The organism is Moorena sp. SIO4A1, assembly GCF_010672065.1.
In the GTDB taxonomy this organism is placed as follows: domain Bacteria; phylum Cyanobacteriota; class Cyanobacteriia; order Cyanobacteriales; family Coleofasciculaceae; genus Moorena.
In genome coordinates this window covers 1-4,635 of sequence record NZ_JAAHHX010000102.1, presented here as the reverse complement: position 1 = coordinate 4,635, position 4,635 = coordinate 1, and the positions used below count along the sequence as shown (strand labels likewise).

General features: G+C 44.0%; 5 protein-coding genes. 4 read left to right on the top strand and 1 reads right to left on the bottom strand.

The features are described from left to right. The 3 genes from F6K53_RS33000 to F6K53_RS32990 all read left to right on the top strand — a co-directional run. Positions 1 to 277 (top strand): alpha/beta hydrolase (locus F6K53_RS33000; RefSeq protein ID WP_293083617.1); only part of this gene is annotated, 277 nt, incomplete at its 5' end. 168 nt (positions 278 to 445) lie between these two features. Then, positions 446 to 814 (top strand): YccF domain-containing protein, encoded by a 369-nt coding sequence (locus F6K53_RS32995; RefSeq protein ID WP_293021480.1) that lies wholly within the window; start codon positions 446 to 448, stop codon positions 812 to 814. Positions 815 to 1,112: 298 nt separating this feature from the next. Next, positions 1,113 to 1,334: a hypothetical protein gene (locus F6K53_RS32990; protein ID WP_293069482.1), complete on the top strand. Its 222-nt coding sequence runs from the start codon at positions 1,113 to 1,115 to the stop codon at positions 1,332 to 1,334. Here the strand turns inward: F6K53_RS32990 and F6K53_RS32985 are convergent. Next, positions 1,286 to 3,856 carry a CHAT domain-containing protein gene (locus tag F6K53_RS32985; RefSeq protein WP_293083614.1) on the bottom strand — a complete coding sequence of 857 codons (2,571 nt, stop codon included), beginning with the start codon at positions 3,854 to 3,856 and terminating at the stop codon, positions 1,286 to 1,288. The genes F6K53_RS32990 and F6K53_RS32985 overlap by 49 nt on opposite strands. A 32-nt stretch (positions 3,857 to 3,888) precedes the next feature. Between F6K53_RS32985 and F6K53_RS32980 the strand changes: the two genes are divergently transcribed. Next, entirely contained in the window at positions 3,889 to 4,140 is a 252-nt protein-coding gene (locus F6K53_RS32980) for a hypothetical protein (RefSeq protein ID WP_293069478.1), read from the top strand. Positions 4,141 to 4,635: the final 495 nt, after the last annotated feature.

Sequence of the window (4,635 nt, the reverse complement as noted above, 5' to 3'; positions counted from 1 at the left end):
TGTGGTTCAGGCGAGAAATGAGATTTTTGAAGACGTGATGCGCGTAGCAGGACTAACGGAAATCATTGCTATTCCTACGGTATTGATAGTACCAGAAAAAGGTCTTAATCGCTCGGATTGGCAGCTAAAACCCTATAAAACTTATCTCAAAAATCTAACTATCCGTCAAGTTCCTGGCAATCATTGGCCTTTTTTAGTAGAGCCGGAAGAGTTTAATCGGGCTGTAGAGCTGTTTTTGGAAGAGCAACAGCAAAAGCCCTCTGACTTTGAGGGATGACTTGTTGCTGTCAGCTTTTTGCTCTGATGGTTCAGGATTAGACCATTAAATTTTATTACCCCCACTCCCTACTCCCTACTCCCTACTCCCTACTCCCTAAGAAAAAGTAATTCACCCAATTTAGCTGGTATAATTAAGTAGTACCAAGGGGATTAATAAAGGAGAGTCATGAGCCTTTTAGGAAACATTATCTGGTTAATCTTTGGCGGTTTAGTGGTTGGTGCCGGTTACATTATCGGTGGATTAGGGATTTGTCTGACTATTATTGGCATCCCGTTTGGAATACAGGCTATCAAGCTGGGCATCGCTACTCTGGCACCATTTGGCAGAACGATTGAGGAAACGTCAGACGCTGGTAGCCTCCTCAATATGATTTTTAACATTATCTGGCTGCTCGTCTTTGGCTGGGAGATTGCCGTTGCTCATTTGGTCTCAGGGCTAATTTTAGCGATTACAATTATTGGCCTTCCCTTTGCCCAACAGCATTTTAAATTAATTCCCCTGTCTCTATTTCCCTTCGGCAGAGAGTTGCGCTAAATTTTCTAGTCAATACTTTTGTATTTATGGATAACACAGTTTTATTTGGTATGGGCACTTTGCAGGAGTGGCTAACAGTATTAGGTTATGCATCCTTAATTGCTTTTGTTTTTTGGCGCGTGATGCTCACAAAGCCGAAGTGATAGCTATTGATATACTATCGCAAAGGGAACAGGGAACAGGGAACAGGGAACAGGGAACAAAAATTATCACAATTCATTTAGCTTGTAGGGTGGGCAAAAACAGTTTGGTTCAAAAGAGTATTCTAGATAATATTACTTTGCCCACCCTACTTTAATTGGTATTTTTTTTACTACAAGATCGCGAACGCATTACAATATTGCGATCGCGTAGCGGCTCTAAAAGAGCATCGCACTATAAGGTACACAAGATTTCTTCCCGATTCCCGATTCCCGATTCCCGATTCCCGATTCCCTACTCCCTACTCCCTACTCCCTACACCCTACTCCCTCACAACCAATTTCCCAGCAAAATAAAAGCCGACCAGTACAAGGGATGATTAAATGCCTCGCTCTGCAACAGCTCCTGTTGAGCAAGACGCAGAGCTTCAGCCTTGGTAACCTTGCCTGTGGCTAACCTCTGATAGAAGCGAGTCATTAACTCTGTAGTGGCAAGATCGTCCACAGTCCATAGACTGGCAAGGGTACTGCGTGCCCCCCCACGCACGGCGATACCAGCCAATCCCAAAGCGGCTCGGGAGTCTCCTTTGGCTGTCTGACAAGCACTGAGGACGAGTAATTCAATCGGATTTTCTTGCTTTTGATCGGTTCTGATCAGACTATTTAATTCATTGAGATTGATCACGTCATCCCAGGTCAGCAGAAACGTTTCTTCAGCTACTGAACTAAATTCACCATGAGTTGCTAGATGAACCACTTTGTAACTAGAGGTATTAACTTCTGTATTGAAGTTGGATTCAGTAAAGGATTCATTGAGTAAAATCAATGAGGGAACTTGAGCCTTGATATTCTCTAATTCCACCTTCACTCCAGGAAGTGCTCCTAATTGGGGACGATGGGGACGAACTTCCGTCACTCCAGCACTCAGAACCGAAACGTTTTGTCTGACATTGGCTTGAGAGTCGATTAGTTGTAAACTAGGTGCTACCGCAATACTATATTTCTCGATCAAATGGTCTTCCCCGTCATAAAGCACAGACATGGGAAGATCACGCAGAGCACCATCTGGTATAAATACTAGAGTGCGGATGTTACTGTTGGCTAATTCCCCTTGAATCGGACCGATTAACCAGTCGTGTATTGTTTGTAAGTTGTCCTTTCTCAGGACTCGCCAAGGGCTAGTAATATTTATCTTTACCGAAGCCAGTTGTTGTTCTATTTCTGTTTGAGGTAAGTTAGTAGTAATCTGGCGCAGGGGTTGTCCGGGCAAAGTTACAATTACTTCCAAGCGGTCTGGCAAGATAATGGTATAGAAGATAGCAGCGTTAGGATCTATTTCGTCGATATTAACGGGTTTAGTATCTAAACAAGCATCCCGAAAGAAGTTATCTAGTTCTGCGAGTTGTAGGGATTCAATCACATCTCGTGCTTGTTTGAGGTTTTCTTGAGATGCATTGGGTTCTAGGAGTAGTGCTACTAATTCTCGGTAGACTGGTTCGACGCTTTCGCGAAACTCAAACTGAAGATCGCTACTAATCGCGACTAGGTCACTACGGATAGATTGGAGGGTTTGCACCGATTGAGCATAGGCCGCGTTCGCGTTTTTTTTATCCTGTTTTAGATTCAGAATTCTGCCCAGTTGCCATTGCCATTGATAAGCTAAATCCGGAGCCTGGATTTCTTGAGCAATCAGTAAGGCTTTTTCCGTCAAGTCTTGGGCTTCATCAAGACGTTGATTGTATTCGTATAAGGTTCCCAAGTTACCGATGGCTTCAGCTTCGGCTCGTTTATCTCCTAAATTCCTAGCTAGCTTAATAGCATCGGCGAGATAAGTAGCTAGTTCCTTGGGAGATGTGAGTTGTGATGTTGTCGGTTTTAATAGGGTTTTGGCTAGATTAATTCTAGCATTGATAGCGGTCTTACTGGGAGATAATTTAGTTAAGGTATTTTCGATAGCTGGCAATAACTCTCTGGCTTGTGACCACTCTTGTTGAGCTATTACTATACTCAGTTGATTTAATTGCCCTTGAATCTTAAGATCTGCTAGGGGAGATTCCTTGACAACCCGTTGATATAAATCTATTGCGTCTGCTGTGTCTCCTTTTAATCTAGCGGTATTTCCTAAACTGAGCAGATTGTCAGCAATCAAAGTCTGATCTCGTAAGTTTTCCGCTATGGCTAAACTTTGTTGTAAAATTGCTTGAGATTCCTTGAATTTACCCACTCGGCGCAGCACATCACCTAGGTATTGGAGGGCGGTACTTTTGAGTTGGCTATCCGGTTGGTCTTGGATAGTTTCCTGGATTTGAGTTAAGGTTTTAGTAGCTTGATTATACAACCCTAATACTCGTAAGGCTTGGACTTGGTAAATCTGACTTTCTGTTAATTTAGTTAAGTCTCCGATATCTTGGTAGATAGCACTCGTTTGCTGCCAAGTGGATAAGGCTTTCTCCCCCTGACCTAGAGATAAGTATACTTGTCCTTGAACTTCTAATATTTGGGCTTGTAATTGTTGATGTTCTGTAGTATTATCAAGTTTGGATAGTTTGGTGAAACTCTGGGATATTGTTTGTTTAGCTTGGTCTAGGTCTCCCAAGGTTTGATAAACTAAAGCGAGATTGACTAAGGAATTAATTTCACCAATAAGGTCGCCACTGTTGCTGTAGTTACTAATCATTTGCTCCAACAACGGGATAGCCTCTTGGTATTGACCTGTTTCATAGAGGTGTTGGGCTTGTTGGTCTAGGGAATCGGAATCCCCCCTAGCCCTTAATAAGGGGGGAAGGGAATCGGAATCCCCCCTAACCCCCCTTAATAAGGGGGGAAGGGAATCGGGTGTGATGACAACAGAATTTGATAATGCTTTGCCGGATGGCAGGAAGCAGGTTATTAATGCGTTCACGCAGTGGCTCTGAAAGAGCATCGCAATTAGAAATGATAGTTTTTTCATATCCCTACTCCCTACTCCCTACTCCCTACTCCCTGCTCCCTACTCCCTATTCCCACATGACAATCAAGATTGGGCAATATCTGCTCCACAGGAGTTCCGTTAAACGGTTGCGCAGTCAGAATAATCGTGCCATCCTTTGCTATTACCCAGCCTTGGGCTTCGATAATCACTTTTTTGTCTTGAGGGGGTGTGACTGTTCGCGTAGCGTGGCCAAAGGCCTTGGGTTGCTGTGGTAATGGTTTTCTAGTGCTGGGTAAGCCAGGACGAGTTCGCCACCTGACTGTTCTGTGGGCATTAATCACTGGATCTTCTGGAGTTGGTGGTAAACCGCCTTTGCCAGTAATAATAAAGGAACTGCCCCCAGCAATCCGATTATTTTCAAACGCACAAATGTCATTAGCCAGGATAGCTTCTGCATCGAGATACTCTTGAACCGGGATAAATCGGGATAAACCCGGATAAGACGGTCAAGGTGCAATTTATTATTGCCTGAGTGAGGAGTGGTAGTCAGCAATTGGAGTTAAGCCTCCCACTCATCTGTCTAGGCTTTCCTGGCATCTCGACCAGGAGTTGCTTGAAAGCCCGAGTTTTGCTATGTTTGGAGTCAAGGGGCGACCGATGAAGGCGCTCATAGAAGCGAAAGGGGTAAGAGCCTTTCCACGGTCAGGATTCAGGCCAAGTTCCCACCCAAAGGAGCGTATTGAGATGGATAACTCGGTGAAAACTAGGTT